This is a genomic window from Flavobacterium cerinum, assembly GCF_004028155.1.
GTDB lineage: Bacteria > Bacteroidota > Bacteroidia > Flavobacteriales > Flavobacteriaceae > Flavobacterium > Flavobacterium cerinum.
In genome coordinates this window covers 314,712-333,165 of the sequence record NZ_SBII01000003.1, presented here as the reverse complement: position 1 = coordinate 333,165, position 18,454 = coordinate 314,712, and the positions used below count along the sequence as shown (strand labels likewise).

The following is an 18,454-nucleotide window of genomic DNA, read 5'->3' as shown; positions in this document are numbered from 1 at the left end:
GTAGTGCTATTTATATTTGTATGTACAAGTGTTGTGTTAAAAAAAGCTTAAAATTTATAAGGGCATATTTTTTGATCTAATTTTAGAGAGTTAATAAAGCCTATTGATTATGATAAACAAATGGAAAAATAAGGTACTGTTACTACTGTTTACAGGTAGTGTGATCGTGTCCTGCAATAAAAAAGAAGATAAAGCAGAAGAGGTTGTGGTAGAAAAGTCACAGGAACCAAAACCTTTAAAAGTATATACTAAAGATGGTGTAAGTGTTAAAGCATATGACTTTGATAAGCTGGAATATTTCCTGACTCAAAAAAATGACACTACCTATGTGGTGAATTTTTGGGCAACATGGTGTGTTCCCTGTGTGGAAGAGCTGCCGCATTTTGAAAAATTGAATGAAAAGTATAAAGATGATAAGGTAAAAGTAATGCTGGTGAGCCTTGATATGTATAAGATGGTAGAGAGCAGGCTGCTGCCTTTTATTAAAGAGAAGCAGCTAAAGTCTGATGTGGTGTATTTAAGAGACCCAGACCAAAATACCTGGCTGCCAAAAGTAGATTCTACTTGGACTGGTGCTTTACCGGCTACCTTAATATATAATAAAGACATGCGTAAGTTCTACGAACAGTCTTTTACTTATGACGAATTAGAGAGAGAAGTAAGCAATTTTAAATAATTATATTTTATGAAAACAATAAAAATTTTAGGAGTATTTATAATCGTAGGACTTTTGGCTGCTTTTACAGTGAAGCCAACAGGTTACAAAGTAGGAGATATCGCAACCGATTTCAGCCTTAAAAATGTAGACAACAAGAAAGTATCTTTAAAAGATATTAAAGATGCTAAAGGATATATTGTTGTGTTTACTTGTAATCACTGCCCGTATGCTGTTGCTTATGAAGACAGGATCATTGCACTTGATAAGAAATACAAGAAATTAGGATACCCGGTAGTAGCGATCAACCCTAATAATCCTGAGAAACAAAAAGACGACAGTTTCCCTAAAATGCAGGAAAGAGCAAAGGAGAAAAAATTTGCTTTTCCTTATTTATTGGATGAAGGACAGAAGATTTATCCGCAATATGGTGCTACAAAAACGCCTCATGTATATCTGCTTCAAAAAACAGCTAAAGGTAATGTAGTAAAATATATAGGAGCTATTGATGATAATTATGAAGATGCAGCAGCTGTAAAACAAAAATATGTAGAGAATGCAGTAGATGCTTTACTTAAAGGTAAAGAAGTTCCTGTAAAAGAGACTAAGGCTATTGGCTGTTCAATAAAAGCATAATACCTTTGCGAAAAATAAACACACAAGCATGAATATATCACAACAGGAATGGTTGGAAAAAGTACAGGAAGACAGCAATGCTGTAATATTAGACGTTCGTACCGAAGACGAGTGGAACCGCGGTATTATACCTGGAGCCATTAATATTGACATTTACAAAGGACAGGGCTTTATATATGCTGTAGAAGAGTTGGATAAAACCAAAAACTACTATGTATATTGCGCGGCCGGAGCCCGTAGCGGTCAAGCTTGTAATATTATGCAGCAGCTTGGTTTCGAAACTACTTACAACCTTATAGGAGGAATCTCTCAGTGGAATGGTCCGGTAGTGTCACCAGAATAATACAAAAAAAGAGCCCTAGGTCTTTTTTTGTATATATATACATATATGAAAAGAAACGGCTGTCTAAATAAATAGACAGCCGTTTTTATATGTTAGGAAAAGCTAATGCTTACTTCTTCTTTAGTTTACCGTTATTGAATTTTACTTTTTCAACAATTGGTTCCGGTTTTTTAGGACGTTGTGGCGGGCCTTTCATCGGTGGTTTTTTACCGGCAGCAGGCTTTTTAGGTTTGTCGTAAGGAACAGCAGGCGGTCTATCGTTACTTTGTGTATTTTGTTTAATGGCAGCCTTGTTTTTCTCAATGATATCCATTGCATTCGTAGGGTTTTCTTTAGTACCTCTTAAATGGATTACAAGTCCGTTAAGAAAGTTACGCAATACCTGGTCACCACACTCCATAAAGTTTGGGTGGTCAGCATTGCGAAAGAAAGCGCCAAGTTCTGCTTTTGATATCCTGAAATCTACAAGTTCTAAAATCTCTACGATTTGGTCATCTCTTAGCTGCAGCGCTACACGAAGCTTTTTGAATACATCGTTGTTGTTCATCTCCATTATTTTTTTACAAAGGTAGTGTTATTTGTTGATTTGAATAATCTTGGAGCTATTATCTGTTAAATTATAGTTTACAAATAGGTGTATTCCGATTAAAAACTTCAAATACTACCTAATGAATTATTCCATCAGCCACAAATAGGCTTCAGCAAACTCTTTGGCCCAAAGGGTTTCATTGTGCCTGCCATTGTGTACTATTTTTTTGTGTACTTTTTTCTTATTGATCTTGTCTAATACCAGTCCTACCATACGATTCATGTCGGCTACCATGTCATTACTTTCATGGTCTCCTGCCATAAAATACATTTTGGCATCGAGTTTAGGAGTGTTATGTACCAAATCGTATATTTCTTCGCCAAACCAAAATGAAGGGGAGAAGATACCTGCTTTTCCAAATATTTTTGGATATTTTAAAATAGCATAGAAGGAAACTAATCCGCCTACAGAACTCCCGAATATGGCCGTGTTTTCCCGATTCTTTTTGGTACGATAGTTCTGATCAATATAGGTTTTAAGAGTGTTTACAAGGAATTCGAGGTAATTATCAGCATTACCGCCCCCATACTTTTCGCTTATGTAAGGGCTGAGCTCGTCTACACGTTTATCGTCACCATGTTCAATGCCTATTACTATTGTTTTGGCTTTAAGGCTGTCCAATTGCTCATCGATACGCCAATTGCCTGAAAATGCTGTGGTTCCGTCAAAGATGTTTTGTCCGTCGTGCATATAGAGAACGGGATATTTTTTGGTACTATTGTTATAGTCCTCAGGGAGGTAGACCCAAATTTTCTTTTCGGTTTTTAGCTGTGGCGCATTAATGGTAAATGTCGACACGTTTTTAGAAAGGTTATCGTCGTGAGCATTTGTATTCATAATGGTAAGATACAAAATAAGCACTAAAAATTTATGGCTCATATTTGTTTGTTTTTTTAGGTCAAAAGAATAAATTAGCTGAAATTAACAATTCAATGAATACTTACGAAGAGAAATTAAGCCTATTGTCTGAAATGATTGCCTTTGCCAGAATTGACGGAGAGATACACGAACGTGAATTACAGTTTCTCAGCATAGTGGCATCACAGCTTAGGATTGAGGATAGTGTTTTTAAAAGTCTTTTCGACCAGGCGGCAAAAAAAGTAATCATCAAGTCAGAACATCAGCGTATACTACAGTTTTATAGGTTAGCATTATTAATGCAGGCCGATGGTGTACTGCATGATAACGAGCAGGTAGCTATTCGTGAAATGGGTATCAATATGGGATTAAGCCCTTTTGCTATGAAAGGTGTGTTAGTAGAGATGAAGCGTTCTCCAACGGGGATGATCGACCCGGATATTATAATGGCGCTTTTCAGGGCACAACAAAACTAACAATCAACCTATACCAATTATGAAAAAACTACTGTTTCTATGTGCTTTTGTATCTGCATTCAGTGCTCTGGCACAGGAAAGTTCTGTTTCTGAAGTTTCAAAAGATCAAATTTTCGCTGTAGACGCTAATAGCATTGCTACTCTTGCTAAGAATTCAGATAAAAAGAACACGTTGTTTTTTACGTTTGGTATTTGGTGTGAACCTTGCCGACTCCATTTACCGGGAGCTATTAAACTGGCTAAACAACATGATCTGGATTTTTATGTTCTCCTTGTGGATGGGATGACTACAGATCGTGTACGGATGGCATACCATCATATTAAAGAACTGGATCCAACCATAAAAGTCGCTGTTTTGAATGATGCTGTTTATGGTGAGAAGCTGAAAAAGAGGAATAAAAAGTTTGTGACAGAGATAACGCCGCCTCAATTTGAAAATATTGATGACTTTTCAAAGTATATCCTATTGAATAAAGCAGGAGAAGTAATTTTAGTTACTAGCTGGAAAGACAATAAGGATAACGATTGGAAAGATGATACTAAGATGCAGAAGGAAAAAATAGTTCCGTTATTAAGTAAATAAAAAAGGCTCCATAAGGGAGCCTTTTTTATTTAAGGGTTCTTATCTCCTTTAATATTTACATTAAAAGGAGGCGCCTGATAGTCTTTAGCTAAGTAGTCTGCCGGTATGGTTGTCATGCTTCCGTCACGGGCCGCCCTGTAATGAGGTGACATGATCTCGATTCCTGCTTCATTAAAGGTGTCCTGAATGTTTTGATGGAGATCTGAATAAATGGCTGCCTGTTTGTTAGGTTCTTTTGTATAGGCATTGATTTGGTAACCTACATAAAAATCATCAAGACTGGTTTGCAGAACGAAGGGTTTAGGTTCTTTTAAAAGAAGATTGGTTCTGTCTGCAGCGGTAATCAATGCCTGATAAACGTCTTTCCATGGTACATCATAACCAATTGTTACGGTTGTATGAAGTATCAGTCCCTTTTCTACTGTATCACTGCTGTAATTAATAGTGTGGCTGCTCATTACCGTTGAGTTGGGAATCGAAATAATCTCATTTTTAATGGTACGTATACGGGTAACCAGAAGCGATTTTTCGATAACATCACCCACAACCTCACCGATTTTTACCCTATCGTTAATTTTGAATACGCGCATATAGGTAAGAACCAGTCCGGCCATGATATTGGATAGTGACCCCATAGAACCAAATGTGAATAAGAATCCAAGAAATACCGATATTCCCTGAAAAATGGGAGAGTCACTGCCGGGCAGGTAGGGAAAAATTACGACTACAAGGAAAGCTAATATTAGAACACGAAGTATTTGATAGGTAGGGTTGGCCCAGTCCGGATAAAAGCCATTAATGGTTAAGTTTCCTCTCGCAATCTCTGTTTTTAGGAAACGTGCAAATTTTAAGATGTACCTGAATACTACAACCAAAACAATAATGGTGATAAGGTTAGGCAGGTAATTCCAGAATCCGAAAGCGATTTTTTTAACCGGATTAAGTATATAACCGAATAAGGCATCGGCAAAATTCTCTGTCCATGGGAAAATGCCAAAAAGTATTGGTAAAGTAATGTAGATCAATAGAAGGATGAACATCCATTTTACAAGCGTGTTAAGCATGATGAGTACTCTTACCTGCCTTCCTGCATCAAATAATTCATAGTTTTTAATTTTGATGCCTTTAATTTTTTTGTCCTGTTGTCCCTGGATCTTTGTAGCAGTCCATCTGAAAAGTTTATTTGAAAAATAGATCAAAAGACCTAACAGGCTAATTACTAGTAGTGCAAGCCCCACTTCTTTTACTAAGGTACTAAAACTGGTTTCTTTGCGGTATTGGGTAATCTCGTCGGCAATTATTTTTTTATAGACTTTTGCAAGTTCCTGTTTGGTAGTATTGTTCCAAAGGGCATCGTTTTCTGAAATACTAATAATAGTATTTTCGCTATACATTAGGTCTATAGTGGATTCTGCTTCAGTGATAACAAGTGAATCGGCTTTAAACTTATAGTTTTCTCCCAGTGCTTTTATACGGCCGGTAATGGCGTGGGCCCTCTCCATAGCAGAGAAACTGCCTTGTTTGGTATAAATGGAAAATAACGTATCGTTAAAAAATCCTGTTACTGGATATGGTTTGGCTTTGGCTCTTAAGGCATCGATCTCAGCCTTTTTTGCTGCCAGCCTTTTTGCATCGCGGTCGTTTAGTTCCTGAAGCTTTTGCTGTAACTCTTCTTTCTTAAGGTTATCGGTTGTTTTTAGGGATAATAATTGCTTTTCGAGCGCAGCACGCTTCACAGAATCTGCTACACGCTGCTGTTCTATTAATGCAATTTTGGTATTATAAGCGTCGAGCGTTGCAGCATTGATGGAATCATTGTGTACTGCAAGACTGTCTTTTTGCGCAAATACCATTGTTGAAAACAACAAGACAATAAAAACGAAAGCAGCATGGTAATTTTTTTTCATTATACAAATATTAGTTACAGATAACGTATAAATATATGAAAATTCTGATTGCTAAAAGAGTGATAGTGAGTTGGTTTTGTAGCTTAAAAGTCTTAAAAAAATGTTATTTTTTTAACAGTATTTAATAAAACCCGTAATTTTCATACTAACTTATTGTATAAGTTTTATATTATAATCAACCTTAATAATTTAAAACCAATTAAAACATGGGAAAATTTGTAATTACCAAGAGAGCAAATGGTGAATTTCAGTTCAACTTAAAAGCAGGGAATGGCCAGGGAATCCTTGCAAGCGAAGGATATTCTTCTAAGTCTGGATGTGAGAAGGGAATTGAGTCTGTTAAGAAAAATTCTCAGGATGATTCTCAGTTTGATAAACTGACAGCAAAAAACGGAAAGCCTTACTTTAACCTGAAAGCCACAAACGGACAAATCATTGGTACCAGTGAAATGTATGAAAGTACTTCGGCAAGAGATAACGGAATCGAATCTGTAAAAACGAATGCACCTACCGCTACTATTGACGACCAGACAGCCTAATTTCCAAAAAACTAAAAACCATCTTAATCATTTCTATTAGGCAATGATTAAGATGGTTTTTCATTTATTTTACGGCCAGAAAAATGTCTACTTCAGCATTGTTCCAGTCGTGACTTCGTGAGCCATATACTTCAAAGTCATAGGTGTAAGGTCTGTCCATTCCTGATTTCCAAATGCTTCTCCATGCCTCAGCTATACAATTAGGCATTTGGCCTTTTGCTACTATTTTTTGATAGTCCTGCTCCGGTATCACTAAACTGTCCAATCCTTCCGGTGTTTGGGTATCTTCACTTACTTTACAGCCAATGAAATAGGAGTAGGGTTGGGTATGGTCGCCATCATAATCGAAATAAACGGCAACAACTTCTTCTGTAAGCTTGTTTGGGATTTTTGCATAAACACCTTCTGTTTCAAAACGCTGCCAAAGGCTGCCACAGTCAATACCTGCCTGTTCGTTTTCGTTGGTTGTCTTTTTGCCTAAATTAAGACCTATCAGTTTGAATTGTGGTTGTTTTATTAATTGCATTTTTGTTTGATTTTAAATTGAGTATTAGAAAAGTTTATCAATTATTTGACATAATGAATCCAAGGAATTCTTCCCCAAACTCTGTAATACTCATTATTTCAAAAGCTTTATAGCCAATACTACCAATTCCATAATCTAATAAGAGACCCTTCGAGTAAAGACGTTGTTTGTGAAACATAAATTTTTGGTTGGTAATACCATAATGATCAGCTTTACGATTTTTTTTCAGAGGATCTAGTTTTTCTTTTAGTTCCTTAATTTCAACTTTTAATTTTCCTTCTAAACTTTCAACTTTAGAATTTTCGGTAATAAAATTCTCTTTTTTTTGTTCTTCTAAAATACTAGATAGTTCCCTTTCAAGTTCTCTTTTTTTATTAGTTTCTCTCTGAAATTTGCTATTAAAATGCCTATGCTCAAATAAAATAAAAAGTTCTTTTTCTGACAATATGGTAATTAAGTCCAAATATAAGTCTAATAATTCAGTCTCATTTGTTGGATTATTTAACTCTTGTACAATGATATCTTTGAAACGATTGAGTTTTTCCTCAGATTTTGTTGTAACTACTCTCTTTAAAATAGATTCAAATAAATCACTAAAATCCTCTGTTTTTATATTATCAATATTTACATCGGTTTCTTGAGTTATACTTTTGGCTAATATTTCTATAAACTTATTTAAACGATTTTGTTTTACTCGGCCATTATAATCAAAAACTAACTCTGTTAGAGCTGTACCGGCAAAAGGAATAGTACTAAATCCAGTTTTAGCAATACTAACCAATGTTTCTTTTGTATCAAATTTTGTCATTTTAATTATATCTTCTCCTGTAATACTTTAATTTCATCCCTTAGTTTGGCTGCCTGCAGGAAATCAAGGTCTTTGGCTGCTTTCTCCATGTTTTTGCGTTTGTCACGTATTATCTTTTCGATATCGCCTTTTGCCATGTAAGTAGTATCGGGTTCGGCAGCGATTTTAGGTGCATGTTCAATCTTATAAGCGTTGCTTTTACCTAAGGTGTTTTTCTCTATCTTTTTGTTCAATGCCATTGGTACACGACCGTGCAGTACATTATAGTTGTGCTGTTTTTCACGTTTGTAGTTGGTTTCGTCTATGGTGCGCTGCATACTGTCGGTAATTCTGTCGGCATACATTATTGCTTTTCCATTTACGTTACGGGCAGCACGACCTACAGTTTGGGTTAGCGATCGGGTGCTTCGTAAAAATCCTTCCTTATCGGCATCCAGTATGGCTACCAATGATACTTCAGGTAGATCGAGTCCTTCACGTAAAAGGTTGACGCCTATAAGTACATCGAAAATACCTTTACGTAAATCCTGCATAATCTCTACACGTTCCAGGGTATCTACCTCAGAGTGGATATATCTACAGCGAATTGATAGTTTGGTCAGGTATTTAGCAAGCTCTTCGGCCATACGTTTGGTAAGAGTTGTTACCAATACACGTTCGTCTACTTCAACGCGCAGCTGTATTTCTTCGATAAGATCGTCTATCTGGTTAAGACTTGGGCGTATTTCGATAACAGGGTCAAGCAGTCCTGTTGGACGTATTACCTGTTCTACATAGACACCACCACTTTTTTGAAGTTCATAGTCGGCAGGGGTAGCACTTACGTACACAACCTGATTCTGCATGGCCTCGAATTCCTCGAACTTAAGCGGACGGTTGTCCATTGCAGCCGGTAATCTAAATCCAAATTCTACAAGGTTCTCTTTACGCGAGCGGTCGCCGCCATACATAGCATGTACCTGCGATACGGTTACGTGACTTTCGTCGATCACCATAAGGTAGTCTTTAGGAAAATAATCCAATAGACAGAACGGACGTGTACCCGGAAGCCTGCGATCCAGGTAACGGGAATAGTTCTCGATACCGGAGCAGTAGCCCAATTCTCGAATCATTTCGAGGTCAAAGTTAGTACGTTCTTCAAGGCGTTTTGCCTCTAAGTGTTTGCCTATTTGTTTAAAATATTCTACTTGTTTTACCAGATCCTGCTGTATGTCCCAAATGGCATTTTGCAATATATCCGGACTTGTAACAAACATATTGGCAGGGTAGATGTTCAGTTGTTCGTATTTCTCAATCACTTTCGCTGTTTTGGCATCAAAAGCTTCAATTTCTTCAATTTCATCTCCAAAAAAGTGGATTCTGAACGGCTCATCACCATAGCTTGGAAATACTTCTACAATATCACCTTTTATGCGAAAAGTACCGGGTGTAAAATCGGCCTCTGTACGGGAGTAAAGACTTTGTACCAAACGATGTAAAAGCTTGGTGCGCGAGATCATTTGATGACGCTGTATCGAGATTACGTTCTTTTGGAATTCTACGGGGTTACCAATACCGTAAAGGCAGGAAACCGAGGCAATCACGATAATATCACGTCTACCCGAGAGTAGAGATGAGGTAGTGCTAAGACGCATTTTTTCCAGTTCCTCATTAATGGAAAGGTCTTTTTCTATATAGGTTCCTGTTACTGGAATATAGGCTTCGGGTTGGTAGTAGTCGTAGTAAGATACAAAATATTCTACAGCATTTTCAGGAAAAAACTGCTTGAATTCACTATACAGCTGTGCTGCAAGCGTTTTATTATGTGCCAGTACCAGTGTGGGTTTTTGTACTTCCTGGATAACATTGGCCATGGTAAATGTCTTACCCGATCCCGTAACCCCTAATAGGGTTTGGAAACGTTCGCCTTCGTTAAGTCCTGCACTCAGTCGTTTTATTGCTTCGGGCTGGTCGCCCATAGGCTGGTAATCCGATACTACCTTGAATTTCATTCTATTCTGCTTTTCTACAAATATAATAATTAGTATCCAGTTGGCAGTGGTCGTATTGGGTTTTAGAGAAGTGTTAACAGAGGTGTTTAGTCATAGCATTCCATCATTAGCAGGTCGCCTTCCTGATGTTCGATCATAACGATACCATCATTCAGGGCTTCATTGCTGCTTCCGGTGCGATAGCCTATAGTAAGTTCGTCATTATCCAGTTGGTACTTTAAATTCTTACTGCTGATACCTTTTACCTTTCCGATTGGAATAAGCGACAGGGGGGTACCCGCAGGATACCATTTTTCAAACTTTTGCTGTAACAGGAATATTTTAGAATGATCATCCAGGACCACGATTTTGATGAGATCCCGGTAACGAACTATGTTTGTAATATTGGTAATAGTATGGTCGGCACGGCGTCCGGTTGCCCATATTACATTAGCAGCAGGAAATTTACGTTCTATGAGGTAATCTAAGGCTTTTTCGAGATCTGTTTTATCCTGGTCGGGAGTATGTACAATTTCCAACGGATACTGCATGTCCCGATAGTATTCGGGGTCAAAACCCCGATCGAAATCGCCCAGCAGTACATCTACTTTAATACCCAGCTCCATGACACGTTCTATGGCACTATCCAATACAACAACAAGGGGAGACCATTCCAGTAATTGACCTAACAGCTCTTTACTGCAGGCTGCACCATTAGCAATTATTAATGCTGGTTCCTGGTCGTCGCGAACAATGTGGTGTGATGACATAAAGTGAGGCTAAAGTTTACAAAGTCATAAGGTAGTAGGCCCTTAAAAAAGGATCAACCTGATTTACCGATTGATCCTTTACAAATTTAGTATAAATTATAGTAGCAAATGCTGACTTTAGAACTTTACTCTTATGGTTTTAGGAGTAATAAAGGTTTTATCGTACTACATACTCTATTGTCGAAACCTGAGAGAGGCGGAAATATCCATAAGCGAAATTAGAAGCAGCACTTTGATTAATCATATTACCCCGAACCTGTGATGGTGGCACTTCGAATGGACCCTTATTTCCTTCTGATATCATGGAGAAAATTTTACTCATGTAGTCATAATGTTGAGAAGAGATGCCGTATAGCTCAATTCTTATTTGGTCGTCTTTAACAAGGTCATCAAAAATCCTTACAGTATTCGTGTAGTTTCCGTTTACAAAACGATCATTAAATACTGCAGACTGTCCTGTCTTTCCATTTCTTATAAAACGGTTCAAATAGAAATTGTTTTCACCGGCAGGGTCATTAAAATAGGCTTTTATCGTCATTAGGTCTTTATCTATTATAGACCCGTCTAACTGTTGATCTACATCTAAAAGATCAGGTACCGGCAGCATGGTTTCGATCGCAGTATAAGTCTGGTCATTGTAAACTACAGTAAGAGTATAAGTTTGGTTTATTACAGGTAGAAAATAATCGCAGACATAGGAGCCTTCATAGCCTTCAAATTCTTTAAATCTAAATATCCTGCCTTTAGGATTGGTTATATAAACAGTTGCTCCTGCAACCGGAGGAATCACTTTACTGTAAAAGCTGGTTGTAGTACTTAGCTTTATAACCTGATAATTTCCTTTACTACCTTTTAACCAGTTTAATGAAGCATCAACAACTAATTTTGGCTCTGCGGTATCCATATCGATATGGACAACTTCTTCACAGGATATAAACAAAAGTGAGAGAATGAGTGAGAGAATGAATAAAACTTTTTTCATCAGCAGCAATTTATTCCAAATATAGTGAAAACAAAACTTCACATATTTGGTTTACAGTTTGATACATGAAAAAATCCACCCTTTTGGGTGGATTTAAATTATTCTGGCTAATTATTATTGTATTGTGTACTCCAACTTATCGCTTTCGCTAAGACGGAAGTAACCGTAAGCAAAATTTTTACTGTTCGTTTGGTTTACCATATTACCACGAACATTAACAGGAGGCGTTTGAAATGGTCCGCTGCCGGCACCACCTTCAACCATGGATATTACTATCGACATATAATTGTTATACCTTTCAGAGATACCGTATAGATTAAGGCCAACAACATCACCGGCTTTAAAATCTTCATTGTCTATAAAGTCAAACATTTCATTTCCCTGAAAGAACTCATCGTCCAGTACATTATAATCAGCATATGGTAATACATCAGTATCATAGCGAATCAGATAAAAGTTGTTTTCAGCAGGATTGTCCATAAAGAAGAAACGTATTTCAATATCTTCATTTAAAAAGCCGCCTTCGTTATCCTGAATGACGCGCGATATTTTTGGAACTGCATATAGTTTTTCTGTGGCATTATACGTTTCTCCATTATGCATTACGGTTAATACATAGGTGTTGTTTATTACAGGTAGAAAGTTATTACAAAAGTATTCTCCTGTACCTGCAGTTTCAGTAAAGTTAAAAACAGTATTAGTAGTGGTGTTGGTAATAAACACTGTTGCTCCAGATACTATTGGAATGTCTTTACTGTAATATCCTGTAGTGGTTGTTAGCTTTATTTTTTGCTGACTGCCGTCAGTTCCTTTTAGCCAGTTGATCGATGCATCTACTACCAGTCGTGGTGCTGCAGTATCAAGATCTACGTCAACAACTTTCTCACATGCTGTAAAGAATACAGCTGTTAGAATTAAAAGTATATATTTTATATTTTTCATTGTGGTATGTTTTTTACCCTTTTGGATGATGGGGGTGACTAAAATTTAAAGTTGTAGGTTACACTTGGGATCATTCCGAAGATAGACAGCCTGCTTGCCTCGTTTGCTCCTGTCTTATCATTTTGTCTAAAGGTCATAGATGCAGTATTTTGTCTGTTATATAGGTTGTAGATACTGAATACCCATTCACCCTGCCATCCTTTTTTCTTATCAGGTTTTGGAGTATATGTTGCTGAAACATCTAAGTGGTGGTACATTGGTAAACGGTCACCATTTCTGTCTCCATAAACTGGTACGTTCACATCACCATATTGGTAGTATCCTTCTGGAAATGTTGCCGGCTGACCTGATTGTAGTGCGAATATTGCTCCAAAAGACCATTTTTCTGTGTGCTGATAAGCACCTGTAATTGATATGTTATGAAGCTTGTCATAACCAGCACGGTACCAGTTGCCATTGTTTATGCCAGTTTCACCAGGAGCTCTACCCGGAGTTTGCTGCTCAGTACGTGATAAAGTGTAAGATAGCCATCCTGTAAATTTCCCTGTGTTTTTACGTAATAATACTTCAAGTCCGTATGATCTTGCACGGCCATTAAGAACAACCTGTTCAATAGCTTTGTTGGCAATCAGGTCTGCGCCGTCTATATAGTCAATTTTGTTTTTTACTTTTTTATAAAACGTTTCTACTTCAAGAGTATAGTTGTCGTCTTTAAAGTTTTTAAAATATCCTACTGCTACCTGATCCAATAACTCTGGTTTTATAAAGTTATCACTCGGTGCCCATACGTCCAGTGGAGTAGGTGATGAGGTATTTGTTATAAGGTGCAGGTATTGTGCCATACGGTTATAGCTTGCCTTAACTGACTGACTATCGTCCAGTCTATAAGCTACACCTACTCGAGGTTCAAGGTTATTAAAATCGGCAATGGTTTTACCGCTGCCATAATGTTGTGTACCTGTAGGTGTGGCTTTCTCGTATATTTTTAGTTCATCGTCAAACGCTACCGGCTGGTTGTTAGCATAAGTATTCATGTTTTGTGAACCCAAACGATAGAACATACTGTAACGAAGACCGTAGCTGACTGTTAAGTTCTCAGTAAGTTGATGTTCTGCATCAATATATAAGGCTGGCTCAAAAGCATATTTTTTCTCTAACTGATCATGATTAATTGCAGAATCTTTACCGGTTGGTGATACTGTTCCCGGGTTAAAATCATAATAGATCGCGTTAAGGCCATAATTAAGCTTAAACTTATCTGTAAGATAATGTTTAAGGTCATATTTAAAGTTGTAGTTCTTAATACCTGAATCCCATTTAAGTCCAATAAATCCAAGTTCTAAGCCATAGTAGTAGTCACTGTATATCATACTCATGTTAGAGAATAGCCTGTCATTAAACAGGTGGTTCCAGCGAAGGTTCAATACGGCATTACCATATACATTGGTAAAACTGTTGCTGATGTCGAAAAGGTCACGCCCAAAATACCCCGACAAGTAAATATTATTGTTATCGTTTAATTTGTAGCTCAGTTTAGTATTAAGGTCATAAAAGTAAGCCGAGTTGTCGTTGTTTGCCAGTTTAAGGAAAAGGTGGGCATATGATGCTCTACCACCTATAAGAAATGAACCTCTGTCTTTTACGATAGGACCTTCGGCTAATATCCTACTGGATATTGCTCCAATACCACCAGTCATATGGTATTCTTTTTTATTACCTTCTTTCTGGTAGATATCCAATACAGAAGATAACCTTCCTCCATAACGGGCAGGAATGCCTCCTTTGTATAGTTTCATGTCTTTAATTGCATCGGCATTGAAAACAGAAAAGAATCCGAAAAGGTGGGAAGAATTAAAAATAGTAGCTTCATCTAATAATATAAGATTCTGGTCTGCAGATCCACCACGTACGTTAAAGCCTGAAGATCCTTCACCGGCATTTGTAACACCCGGTAACTGCAGGATCGACTTCAGTACGTCAACTTCGCCCATTACTACAGGCATTTTCTTAATTTCTTCTGCAGTCATTCGGTTAACACTCATTTCCGGCCTTCTTATTTCGGCTCTTTTTCGGTTGTCCGAGATTACAACTTCCTGTAATTCTTCACTATTTGTACTAAGGTTAACATTTTTACGCACGTTACTCTTTAATTCTATAGTTTCCTCTTTTGTTGCAAAGCTTACATAGCTAATTTGTACTGTATAGGTGCCTGCCGGGAGTGAAATGGAATAGAAACCATACTCGTTTGTAGTAACACCTTTTTGAAGTTCTTTAATATAAACACTAGCTCCAATAAGTGTTTCATTACTACTGTCATCGGCAATGGTACCGCTAAGAGTGAATTTTTCCTGTGCAAACACAGTACTAAAGATCAGTAGAAGGAGCATCGTGAGATATCCTTTTTTTTGTAAAATCATGATGTGGTTGTTTGATTTGATTTATTGATGATTGAACTTTACGTTGTGAAATTTTAGAACGAACCGTAATCTCTTTTTTGTGTTAATTTATCTGACAAACCTGATAACGCAGTAAGACGTGAAATAGTACTATATGTTACAGGGTCTGCTGTTTTTAACGAAAAAGGCTACGATTCTCTTTTTATAATTTTTTATGTTCTATGAGTTCTTGTTGTTCGCTTACTTCATTGATAAGTATAGGTCTTTTTTTAGTTTTTCGTAGCATTAACTGGCTAACATTCATTTCAGGTACTTTTTGCTGTAAGATCATGATGTGTTTTGTTTAATTGATGATTGAACTGTTGCTATAGTAGTAATACAACCGATTTCTATTTTACCCCTATGTCCTTTTTCATTTTTTTTAAAAAATTTTCAAAATGCTATTTAGGGCTCTATTATTATGTGGTAAATCTACTATAAATGAGAGTAATAAATATTTTGTTTTTGACAAACGGCACCCAAATACTTTCAAAATGTAAATAAACGGGGATAAAGCATTCATCAAAATGAATAGGGAGGTTATTTTTAATGCAAAGCAAACCTTTTCAGGCAGCATCGGCAATACTGAATTATCAGTATATTTTCTGCGGTAAAAAAAAAGCTATCCCATTTGGGATAGCTTTTGTATAGTTGTTAGCGGGTAAAGGCTTAAGCCAGTTTCGCTAAAATTGCATTCAATGTATCACTTGGTCGCATTGCTTTGTCAGTAAGCTTAAAGTCAGGGTGGTAGTAACCGCCTATTTCCTGAGATTTACCTTGTGCTCCGATAAGTTCAGCATCAATTTTAGCTTCATTTTCACTAAGAGCCGCAGCAATTGGTTCAAATTTAGCTTTCAATTCTGCATCTTTATTTTGAGCAGCAAGTGCTTGAGCCCAGTAAAGAGCAAGGTAAAAATGAGAGCCACGGTTATCGATCTGTCCTACTTTACGGGCAGGAGATTTATCATTTTCAAGGAATTTCTCGTTTGCAGCATCAAGTGTTTCAGATAGAACTAATGCTTTAGTATTACCTAAAGACTGTCCTAAATGCTCTAAAGATACCCCAAGAGCAAGGAACTCACCCAGAGAATCCCAACGCAAGTAACCTTCTTCAACAAACTGCTGAACATGTTTTGGAGCAGAACCTCCGGCACCGGTTTCAAATAAACCACCACCGTTCATTAATGGAACGATAGAAAGCATTTTTGCAGAAGTACCAAGTTCAAGGATAGGGAAAAGGTCTGTTAGGTAATCACGCAATACGTTTCCTGTTACAGAGATCGTATCTTCACCTTTAATGATTCTTTCTAACGTAAAGTTAGTAGCATCAACAGGGTTCATGATTCTTATGTCTAATCCGTTTGTATCGTGGTCTTTTAAGTAAGTGTTTACTTTGTTGATGATCTGTACATCGTGTGCTCTGTTCTCGTCTAACCAGAAAATAGCCGGAGTAGCAGATAATCTTGCTCTGTTAACGGCAAGTTTAACCCAGTCCTGAATAGGAGCATCTTTAGTCTGACACATTCTGAAAATATCACCAGCTTCAACGTTTTGCACCATTAATACAGTACCGCTGTTGTTGTCAATTACTTTAACAACTCCATTAGCTGTTAACTGGAACGTTTTATCGTGAGATCCGTATTCTTCAGCTTTTTGAGCCATAAGACCTACGTTTGGTACACTTCCCATTGTTGCAGGGTTAAATGCACCATGTTTTTTACAGAAATCGATAGTTGCAACATATACGCCAGAGTAACTTCTGTCCGGGATGATTGCTTTAGTGTCCTGACCTTTACCGGCAGCATTCCACATTTGCCCTGATGTACGGATCATTGCAGGCATAGAAGCATCTACAATAACGTCACTTGGTACGTGCAGGTTGGTAATTCCGTTATCAGAGTTTACCATAGCGATAGCAGGACCGTTTTTGTAAACTTCGTCAATAGCAGCTTTAACTTCAGCTTCTTTAGCATTTCCTGCTATTTTAGCATAAACATCACCAAGACCGTTACGGGTATCAACACCTAGTTCAGCAAACAGAGCTGCATATTTTTCAAATACATCTTTAAAGAATACTTCTACTATAGCACCAAAGATGATAGGGTCTGATACCTTCATCATTGTTGCTTTTAAGTGTACAGAGAATAATACACCTTTGCTTTTAGCATCGATAACTTCTTTAGCGATAAAATCTTTTAATTTTTTAATGCTTAATGCAGAGCTATCAATGATCTCGCCTGCTTTAAGTGGTGTACTTGCTTTAAGAACGGTAACAGCACCGTCGTTTGCGGTAAATTCAATTCTAACATCAGTTGCGTCTTTAATGGTAACTGATGTTTCGCTGCCATAAAAATCACCTTCTGCCATGCTGGCAACGTGTGTTTTAGAGTCAGTGCTCCATGCGCCCATAGAGTGAGGGTGTGCTTTAGCATAGTTCTTAACAGCTCTTGGAGCTCTACGGTCAGAGTTTCCTTCGCGTAATACCGGGTTAACTGCCGATCCTAAAACTTTAGCATATTTTGCTTTTACAGCTTTTTCCTCGTCCGTTTTTGGGTCTTCCGGGAAATCAGGAATGTTGTAACCTTGTTCCTGTAGCTCTTTAATAGCTGTTTTTAATTGTGGTACAGAAGCAGAAACGTTAGGTAATTTAATAATGTTTGCTTCCGGAGTGTTTGCAAGATTACCAAGTTCGGTAAGTGCATCACCTACTTTTTGATCATCTGTAAGGTGTTCAGGGAAATTAGCAAGTATCCTTCCGGCAAGAGAGATATCACGTGTTTCAACCTCTATTCCAGCAGGTGCAGTAAAGGCCTGAACAATTGGAAGGAAAGAATGGGTAGCCAGCATAGGGGCTTCATCAGTTATCGTATAAATGATTTTTGATGTTTTGGACATTTTTTCAAGTTTTTAATGACCCTTTCAGCAAACCTGCCGAAAGGCTGATTATTAATAAGTTATATCTGTTTGTTTGAGTTGCTTACAGATAGGCCGTTTAGCATAAGCTAAAGTTTGCCCAATGAAAAAGCAAGGCTCGCAAATATAGGGAAATCTAACGTAATAGGTTGTTTGTAAAATGGTAAAAAAACGTTTGAAATTTTACGAATTACAAAGTTTTTAAAGCTCAGAATAAGGATATGTCAGATTGCCGAATAGTAATAGAAAGGCCAATACTTTTATGGCTTTTCTTTCAGCTGGTTTATCCTTTCCAATAAAACATTGGTAAACTCTTTGGTGATTACCTTGTTTATTTGTCCTTTACAGTCAGGGATAGAGTAGTATCTTACGTGTGTAAGCTTTGCTTTTGCGCTTACAACTTCTTCAACCTCATAGATATGCTTGATGTTTACAAAGTGTACACCACCGCGTATATCGGCTATTTTTATAAAAATTGGATCCATGCCCAAAAGTACTAAAATATACCGAGGCAGCATATCG

At 37.3% G+C, this 18,454-nt stretch carries 18 protein-coding genes; 6 read left to right on the top strand and 12 right to left on the bottom strand.

Features of this window, described 5'->3' with window-relative positions; all coding sequences use genetic code 11:
• Positions 1-109 precede the first annotated feature (109 nt).
• From EPI11_RS06750 to EPI11_RS06740, 3 genes are read left to right on the top strand one after another with little or no spacing between them, the layout of a single operon-like run.
• Positions 110-676, top strand: coding sequence for a redoxin domain-containing protein (locus EPI11_RS06750; protein ID WP_128389181.1), 567 nt, complete (start codon positions 110-112; stop codon positions 674-676).
• A 9-nt stretch (positions 677-685) separates the two neighbouring features.
• Entirely contained in the window at positions 686-1,291 is a 606-nt protein-coding gene (locus tag EPI11_RS06745; protein WP_128389180.1) for a thioredoxin family protein, read from the top strand.
• Between the two features lie 28 nt (positions 1,292-1,319).
• Positions 1,320-1,634: a rhodanese-like domain-containing protein gene (locus tag EPI11_RS06740; protein WP_128389179.1), complete on the top strand. Its 315-nt coding sequence runs from the start codon at positions 1,320-1,322 to the stop codon at positions 1,632-1,634.
• A gap of 109 nt (positions 1,635-1,743) precedes the next feature.
• Here EPI11_RS06740 and EPI11_RS06735 read toward each other — a convergent pair whose 3' ends face one another.
• Both EPI11_RS06735 and EPI11_RS06730 read right to left on the bottom strand, forming a co-directional pair.
• A complete protein-coding gene (locus EPI11_RS06735) occupies positions 1,744-2,181 on the bottom strand; it encodes a DUF1456 family protein (protein WP_128389178.1) in 438 nt (145 codons plus the stop codon).
• 126 nt (positions 2,182-2,307) lie between these two features.
• Positions 2,308-3,102 (bottom strand): alpha/beta hydrolase, encoded by a 795-nt coding sequence (locus EPI11_RS06730; protein WP_128389177.1) that lies wholly within the window; start codon positions 3,100-3,102, stop codon positions 2,308-2,310.
• 2 nt (positions 3,103-3,104) lie between these two features.
• Between EPI11_RS06730 and EPI11_RS06725 the strand changes: the two genes are divergently transcribed.
• Positions 3,105-3,557 carry a TerB family tellurite resistance protein gene (locus EPI11_RS06725; RefSeq protein ID WP_317125634.1) on the top strand — a complete coding sequence of 151 codons (453 nt, stop codon included), beginning with the start codon at positions 3,105-3,107 and terminating at the stop codon, positions 3,555-3,557.
• Between the two features lie 19 nt (positions 3,558-3,576).
• The gene (locus EPI11_RS06720; protein ID WP_128389175.1) at positions 3,577-4,140 is read left to right on the top strand and encodes a hypothetical protein; all 564 of its coding nucleotides are present in this window, start codon (positions 3,577-3,579) and stop codon (positions 4,138-4,140) included.
• Between the two features lie 29 nt (positions 4,141-4,169).
• Here the strand turns inward: EPI11_RS06720 and EPI11_RS06715 are convergent, their stop codons facing one another.
• Complete coding sequence (locus tag EPI11_RS06715) at positions 4,170-6,047, bottom strand: mechanosensitive ion channel domain-containing protein (protein ID WP_128389174.1); 1,878 nt, start codon at positions 6,045-6,047, stop codon at positions 4,170-4,172.
• Positions 6,048-6,253: 206 nt separating this feature from the next.
• Here EPI11_RS06715 and EPI11_RS06710 point away from each other — a divergent pair, with 206 nt between their 5' ends.
• Positions 6,254-6,586, top strand: coding sequence for a YegP family protein (locus tag EPI11_RS06710; protein WP_128389173.1), 333 nt, complete (start codon positions 6,254-6,256; stop codon positions 6,584-6,586).
• Between the two features lie 64 nt (positions 6,587-6,650).
• Here EPI11_RS06710 and EPI11_RS06705 read toward each other — a convergent pair whose 3' ends face one another.
• The 9 genes from EPI11_RS06705 to EPI11_RS06665 form a co-directional block, all read right to left on the bottom strand.
• Positions 6,651-7,112 carry a GyrI-like domain-containing protein gene (locus EPI11_RS06705; protein WP_128389172.1) on the bottom strand — a complete coding sequence of 154 codons (462 nt, stop codon included), beginning with the start codon at positions 7,110-7,112 and terminating at the stop codon, positions 6,651-6,653.
• Between the two features lie 37 nt (positions 7,113-7,149).
• Positions 7,150-7,920: a hypothetical protein gene (locus tag EPI11_RS06700; protein WP_128389171.1), complete on the bottom strand. Its 771-nt coding sequence runs from the start codon at positions 7,918-7,920 to the stop codon at positions 7,150-7,152.
• A 5-nt stretch (positions 7,921-7,925) separates the two neighbouring features.
• Positions 7,926-9,911, bottom strand: coding sequence for an excinuclease ABC subunit UvrB (gene uvrB / locus EPI11_RS06695; protein ID WP_128389170.1), 1,986 nt, complete (start codon positions 9,909-9,911; stop codon positions 7,926-7,928).
• 86 nt (positions 9,912-9,997) lie between these two features.
• Positions 9,998-10,660, bottom strand: a complete 663-nt coding sequence (locus tag EPI11_RS06690) for a thiamine diphosphokinase (protein WP_128389169.1) — start codon at positions 10,658-10,660, stop codon at positions 9,998-10,000.
• Between the two features lie 157 nt (positions 10,661-10,817).
• Entirely contained in the window at positions 10,818-11,642 is an 825-nt protein-coding gene (locus EPI11_RS06685; protein WP_128389168.1) for a DUF4249 domain-containing protein, read from the bottom strand.
• 114 nt (positions 11,643-11,756) lie between these two features.
• Positions 11,757-12,584 (bottom strand): DUF4249 family protein, encoded by an 828-nt coding sequence (locus EPI11_RS06680; protein ID WP_128389167.1) that lies wholly within the window; start codon positions 12,582-12,584, stop codon positions 11,757-11,759.
• 38 nt (positions 12,585-12,622) lie between these two features.
• A complete protein-coding gene (locus EPI11_RS06675; protein ID WP_128389166.1) occupies positions 12,623-15,001 on the bottom strand; it encodes a TonB-dependent receptor in 2,379 nt (792 codons plus the stop codon).
• Between the two features lie 687 nt (positions 15,002-15,688).
• Positions 15,689-17,914: an NADP-dependent isocitrate dehydrogenase gene (locus EPI11_RS06670; RefSeq protein ID WP_128389165.1), complete on the bottom strand. Its 2,226-nt coding sequence runs from the start codon at positions 17,912-17,914 to the stop codon at positions 15,689-15,691.
• A 278-nt stretch (positions 17,915-18,192) separates the two neighbouring features.
• A complete protein-coding gene (locus EPI11_RS06665; protein ID WP_128389164.1) occupies positions 18,193-18,417 on the bottom strand; it encodes a hypothetical protein in 225 nt (74 codons plus the stop codon).
• Positions 18,418-18,454: the final 37 nt, after the last annotated feature.

Coding starts and splice junctions, on each gene's coding strand:
- EPI11_RS06750 (WP_128389181.1), top strand. CDS start 110: ATGATAAACAAATGGAAAAATAAGGTACTGTTACTACTGTTTACAGGT.
- EPI11_RS06745 (WP_128389180.1), top strand. CDS start 686: ATGAAAACAATAAAAATTTTAGGAGTATTTATAATCGTAGGACTTTTG.
- EPI11_RS06740 (WP_128389179.1), top strand. CDS start 1,320: ATGAATATATCACAACAGGAATGGTTGGAAAAAGTACAGGAAGACAGC.
- EPI11_RS06735 (WP_128389178.1), bottom strand. CDS start 2,181: ATGAACAACAACGATGTATTCAAAAAGCTTCGTGTAGCGCTGCAGCTA.
- EPI11_RS06730 (WP_128389177.1), bottom strand. CDS start 3,102: ATGAGCCATAAATTTTTAGTGCTTATTTTGTATCTTACCATTATGAAT.
- EPI11_RS06720 (WP_128389175.1), top strand. CDS start 3,577: ATGAAAAAACTACTGTTTCTATGTGCTTTTGTATCTGCATTCAGTGCT.
- EPI11_RS06715 (WP_128389174.1), bottom strand. CDS start 6,047: ATGAAAAAAAATTACCATGCTGCTTTCGTTTTTATTGTCTTGTTGTTT.
- EPI11_RS06710 (WP_128389173.1), top strand. CDS start 6,254: ATGGGAAAATTTGTAATTACCAAGAGAGCAAATGGTGAATTTCAGTTC.
- EPI11_RS06705 (WP_128389172.1), bottom strand. CDS start 7,112: ATGCAATTAATAAAACAACCACAATTCAAACTGATAGGTCTTAATTTA.
- EPI11_RS06700 (WP_128389171.1), bottom strand. CDS start 7,920: ATGACAAAATTTGATACAAAAGAAACATTGGTTAGTATTGCTAAAACT.
- uvrB (WP_128389170.1), bottom strand. CDS start 9,911: ATGAAATTCAAGGTAGTATCGGATTACCAGCCTATGGGCGACCAGCCC.
- EPI11_RS06690 (WP_128389169.1), bottom strand. CDS start 10,660: ATGTCATCACACCACATTGTTCGCGACGACCAGGAACCAGCATTAATA.
- EPI11_RS06685 (WP_128389168.1), bottom strand. CDS start 11,642: ATGAAAAAAGTTTTATTCATTCTCTCACTCATTCTCTCACTTTTGTTT.
- EPI11_RS06680 (WP_128389167.1), bottom strand. CDS start 12,584: ATGAAAAATATAAAATATATACTTTTAATTCTAACAGCTGTATTCTTT.
- EPI11_RS06675 (WP_128389166.1), bottom strand. CDS start 15,001: ATGATTTTACAAAAAAAAGGATATCTCACGATGCTCCTTCTACTGATC.
- EPI11_RS06670 (WP_128389165.1), bottom strand. CDS start 17,914: ATGTCCAAAACATCAAAAATCATTTATACGATAACTGATGAAGCCCCT.
- EPI11_RS06665 (WP_128389164.1), bottom strand. CDS start 18,417: ATGGATCCAATTTTTATAAAAATAGCCGATATACGCGGTGGTGTACAC.